1 protein-coding gene is annotated in these 433 nt (G+C 62.1%); it reads right to left on the bottom strand.

The genetic code is table 11. From position 1 onward, the window contains the following. Nucleotides 1-35 precede the first annotated feature (35 nt). A partial coding sequence (locus ALO43_RS23470) for a DUF1190 domain-containing protein (protein WP_157062360.1) occupies nt 36-433 on the bottom strand: 398 nt, incomplete at its 5' end.

Here is a 433-nt window from a genome sequence, read left to right on the forward strand (position 1 = left end):
TTCCTCGATACTGATCTTTTTCATGGCCCGGACCGTCAGCCTCCGAAACTGCTGCTGCCACCGCTGCTCTTGCCGCCCCAGCCACTGCGTGCCGAGGCCTGGCTGCCGAAGCCGCCGCGCGAGATAGTCGACGACACCGAGGACGAGCCGGAGCCCGAACTGCCCAGGTTACGCCCCAGTGTGCTCTTGCCATAGCTGCGATCCGGACTGGATTGCGCCTGGGTCGAACGGCCAAAGGTTTTGCCGCGATCAATCTGACTTGGCAAGGACGAGCTGTAGTAACCGCCGCGGTCATCGCGCGTCTGGTAGATAGGTTGCGAGTAATAGCGATTGTTGCCGAAGCCATTGCTGAGCAGATTACCGATCAGCAGACCGGCCATCAGCCCGGTGGTGCCGCTCATGCCTGCGGGAGCGGACTGGGCGACTTCCTGAT

The sequence above is a fragment of the Pseudomonas tremae genome (assembly GCF_001401155.1).
Classification (GTDB): Bacteria; Pseudomonadota; Gammaproteobacteria; order Pseudomonadales; family Pseudomonadaceae; genus Aquipseudomonas; species Aquipseudomonas tremae.